The sequence below is a fragment of the Elusimicrobiota bacterium genome (assembly GCA_041658405.1).
In the GTDB taxonomy this organism is placed as follows: Bacteria; Elusimicrobiota; UBA5214; order JBBAAG01; family JBBAAG01; genus JBBAAG01.
The window spans coordinates 1-5040 of sequence record JBBAAG010000128.1 but is presented as its reverse complement, the minus strand read 5'-3'; the positions used below and the strand labels follow the sequence as shown (position 1 = coordinate 5040).

Annotated in this window: 1 protein-coding gene; it reads right to left on the bottom strand. The window is 43.0% G+C overall.

Annotated features, from left to right (window positions below):
* Positions 1-4951 (bottom strand): hypothetical protein (locus WC955_13060; GenBank protein MFA5859984.1); only part of this gene is annotated, 4951 nt, incomplete at its 3' end.
* Positions 4952-5040: the final 89 nt, after the last annotated feature.

Below are 5040 nucleotides of genomic sequence, written 5' to 3'. Positions count from 1 at the left end.
ATTTTATAGGCGCTTCGGGCGGGTTGATTTTCCTGATAATATCGGAAGGAGAGATAAATCCATCTCCTCCCAATCCCGGTACCTCCTCCCCATCTTCATTGTATACGTGCGTATGGGTTATCTTACCGTTTTCATCGATATCATACTTTGCCTTGTAGCTGCCCAGCGAGCCGTCGTCCTGCCGCACAAAAACATACGCAGACCTGTAGGTAAGTTTACCGCTTGAGTCAAATTCGGAAAACATCATGTAAAGGTCAGTCAATGCATCTGTCTCTCCATAGTGAGATACCTGTTCTACAGAGAATACCTGTTTCCAATTTCCGTCATAAGTATCTCTGTTGTACCTCTTTTCCTTTAAAACGCCGTCCTTGTCATAAGAACGGTTCTCTCTTACAATAGTCGCCTGTTTAAACTTGCCATTATCATCATAGTCTGCCGTGTAACCGTAGCTGTTAAGAAGCTTTCCGTCGCCGTTATAAGTCTTATAGTCATAGGTCATTTTAATAAGCTTACCGTTTTGATTATACGTATAAGCGCTTGCGTAACGGGTTTCGCTGATAAGTTTGTTATTGCCATCAAAATTTTTATACTGGCTGGATACATCTGTTATCCTGCCCGCCGTATCGTAGGTATACGACGTCACGCCTGAGTATGAACTTACCGGCTTACCGTCCTTGTCATAAATATGCTGTTCGTACTTACTTTCCAACACGGCGCCTTTTTCGTTGTAGGTTGTGGAGTAGGTGTATGCCAACGTCAGGACGCCGGAGCCGTTATAATTGTTGTAACTGGTCTTTTGCCCTCTCAGGATGCCGTTACTGTCATAACTATAAGTTGAGACTTGATTGTAACGCCACGAGAGCTTGCCGGCGGTGTCATACTGCCAATAGTCATACCTGTAATCCGTTAACTTTTGATTCTCATTGTATGTCTTGCTGGAAGACCACGATCTCTGAATAATGCCGCTGGTGCTATAATTATAGCTATACGCATATTCAGATCTGATCTTTCCGTTCATATAGGTACTTGATTTGCCTTCACTGGACGTCACCTTATGAGTGTAGTAGTCATATCTTGTTATGGAACTACCTTTGTAAGTCATGCCGTTATAGTAGGCAGCCAGGTATTCGGTTTGGTATTCGTTCCGATATTCCAGGACATAGCCGGGTTGGCCATATATTACGTCTGTCCTATTCGAACTTTTTACCACCCCATCCGTCTTGGACTCGCTGATAGATGTGTATTTGACAAGATTTTTCCCTGTGCTGTCGTATATATATGTTGTCGTGCCGGAATATGAACTTACAGGCTTGCTGTTACTATCATAGTTACGCTGTTCGTACTTACTTTCTAATATGTAACCTTTTTCGTTGTAGGTTGTCGAGGTGGAGTATGTCGACAATAAGACACCGGAGCCGTTATACCTATTATACTTATATTTGTATTCTCTCAGGGTGCCTTTATCGTCATAGGTATAATTTGTGACTCCATTGTAATACGACGCGAGCTTGCCGACGCTGTCATACTGGCGATATTCATATTTATCTTCTATCAGTCTCTGGCTCTGATCGTATGTCTTATTAGAGTACCATGACAACTGGATAAAGCCCTTGGCGTTATAAGTATACCCATACGCATATTCAGTTTTAAGCTTACCGTTCACATAGGTACTCGATCTTCCTTCGTTGGATGTGACCCTATGGGTGTAGTAATCATACCATGAAACATAACTACTCTTGTAAGTTGTGCCGTTATAGGTATATTGGTATTCGCTCCGGTATTCCGCCGCATAACCGAGTTGGCCGTAGACTATATACGTCCTGCCCGAACTTGTTACCACACCGTTCGTCATGGATTCATAGGTCATGGTATACCTGACAGGGTATTTTCCTTCGCTGTCGAATATAGCTTCCCATCGAGAGGTGGATTTATAGATGTTAGTGCCGTAAGAATATTTATACTCTGAGGTACCCACCTCCCTGGCTTTCTTCTTTGATGCATCAAGATAGACGGTCACGGTCTGCTCGTAAGAATAGCTGTTGCTTACATAAGAGGTCTTCCTTATCTCTCTGTCAGTTAATATCTCTACCTTAACGGCCGAATATTTGTTATTGAGGTCATAGACAAATCCCGTAACTTTATTGCCATTTGAGTCAACATAGTACTCTACTTCCTTGTCAAATTTATAACTGTAATTATAACCGATACTCGAATAATCGGCGGTAAGCGTAAGCTTTGCTTTAACCTTATATATACCGTTACCCATATATTCAATGGCTGTAATGTCTGTAGCGCCGCAAGTGATTGGCAAGTAACGCGACCCATAACCGTTGAAATTCCAATCGCGGGAAAGGGCGTCTTTTTCAACAAGTTCCTTGATTCTTTTTTCGCCTAACTGGGGCTCTCCTGTCTTTATATTGACGTCTATCTTAACTACCGAGCCGTCTTTGAGTTTGAAATCGAATCCTACTATATCTTTTTCATCAATAACGCCGTCGCCGTTAATATCCACCGCCGACCAGTTGGCAAGTTCGAATCCATCCTGATTTAATTTTTCACGGAGGTAATCGGATGCGTTTTTGTAGAGATCCTGGCCTGTTTCTTTATTTATAAGCGTGGTGAGTTTAAGGCTGCTGTCTTTGGCGCTATAATTATAAGTAATCTTAAACTGAGGCGTTGAGACATGAATTATATAAGGAGGTTCCGGCATTATATATCCGTCAGGACCGGCAACCACTGAATAGATAATGAGTTTCTGCTCAATACTATTCACATGGACATCGCCCATGGATAAGCTGAATTTCAGCGAGGTTTCGTTCCGGACCTTATTCACGGCATCCGCTATCTTCTGGTCTATTCTGATTTCACCTGTGGACAGGATAACCTCTACGGGAATATTTCCGCCGATCCGCTTGATAAGCTCATCTCTTTGATGATACAGGTCTATGCCAAGCTTAAGCGCTCCGTCTATCATACTCCAATACGCTACTCCTATAGTATTGTTTTCGGGGTTCAACAGTTCAAGGACCTTGGCCTCAGCGTCTTTCACATAGTCTCTTCCTGTATTATTGTTAACGAAAGATGTCAGCGTGATAATAGGCCGTTTTGGATTAAGACTAATAGAGCTTTCGGCTTCCTGTTCCTGCGAGGACATCTCTATACCCATAGGCCCATTCAACCATAAATAAGCCTCTGTGTAATATAAGGCAAGAGTATAGTTTCCGACTCTTGCGGTAACATTGTACTTCATAATCGGTTGATTCGGCCAGTCGGCATAAACAACCTTCTCCATCAGGCCTATGCCGTTTATGTGCACTTCTCCTATATCTACACCCATGTTGTTCGCGATATTTTCGCGTGTCTTAAGCACTGTATTCTTCAAATTATCATCCATTCGCGATACGCCGCTTACGATATCAACGAAGACCGCAACACGAGAGCCATCCTTTAATACAAAGGCTAATTCTATTTCCCCATTGTCATTCATGCGCCATGTGTCAATTTTAGACTCGTCGGGATTTGCTATCTCTTTCAGGTATTCGGCCGCATTTTTAACGAGATCTATCCCGGACTCGGCCACGAGAGACTTCAATATTAACGAAACGTCAGTGCTGTAATTGCCATTTTGAGGATTATAAATAGAGCTTAAGGTATAAGCATATCGTATCTTAAATCCTTTTGTGGCGGCCTCTACATATTGGTAATAAGAATAATAACCGTTCGCATCATAAGCATATCCCATATCCGTAATCTTAACTTCACGCTCATTCACCCCCAGATGCTTAATCACATCTTCCTTCACGGCGAGTATGGGTTTCTTAACGGAGTCCCTGATTCCGGCGTCAAGTGTGTTTATGTCATAGATACCGTCTAAATACACGGATTTATTACCCATGATGACATAACCGCTCCAATTAACGGTCCCGTCGGTCTTGTTGTACTGAAAGCCATACCATAAAGGATCTTCGTTCTGCACAACTACGCTTTCTTCGGTGCAATTAAACAGACCGACTATGCCGTCTATTATCTTTGCGGGATAGTTGCCTGTCAGATCCGCAACTTTTGTGTTTACAACATACCAGTAGCTCTGCCCATACCAGCTATTTTTAGTCATCTCTACCGTGAATTGGAAGCTATCTACCTGTATGAGCACGCTGTAGTTGCCGTTATCGAGTTTTTCTAATTTGATGAATTTTATGTAATCCTCGATCACATTTTGGTAAGAATTTTCGCTCTCATCATATACCATATAGTCAACGCGCTCTCTCGCTTTTTGTATAACTACCGAATCGATAACGTCCGGAACGGTCTTTTTAATCAGCACACCCGATGAATTGTATTCATATGTCACAAGGAGATTCGTAAAGTCTATTCGCTGGTAGCTGTACTTGAATTGTACTGTATTGGTATTCGCAAAGTAAGTGAAGGTATAGGCGTTTGCGCCATCGGCGTCGGGATTAACCAGAGCCCGTTTAGAGACCCTGCCGAATCCCTGGTTTTGCCAGTTTTCATTCAGATAGTAATAGGATGCTGTCCCAACGATACCGTAACTGGACATTTCCGCTACCGTCTTGTGCTCAAGATAGCCGGTGTCGGTATAATAAAAATCCTGTTCTCCTGATGGCAGGGTTCTTTTGATAAGTTGGCCGCTGGCGTTATATTCATATTTGGCCGGATTACCATCACTCGCGCTTTTGTAGCAGCTCTTGTATTGAACGACGGAGGTATTAGCAAAGTACTGATAAGTGTAAATAGTAGCGCCGTCCGCATCGGCTGTAGCTCTCCCTGACTTATCGAGCCTGCCAAAGCCCGTGGAGTTCCAGTTCTCATTTATATAGTGGTAGTAGGTGTTGCCGGAGGCATCTGGAGTGCCGAGGGTCTTGGACTCGAGGCGTTTGTTGGCATCGTTGTAGTAGGTGATAACGTCCGGAACGGTCTTTTTAATCAGCACACCCGATGAATTGTATTCATATGTCACAAGGAGATTCGTAAAGTCTATTCGCTGGTAGCTGTACTTGAATTGTACTGTATTGGTATTCG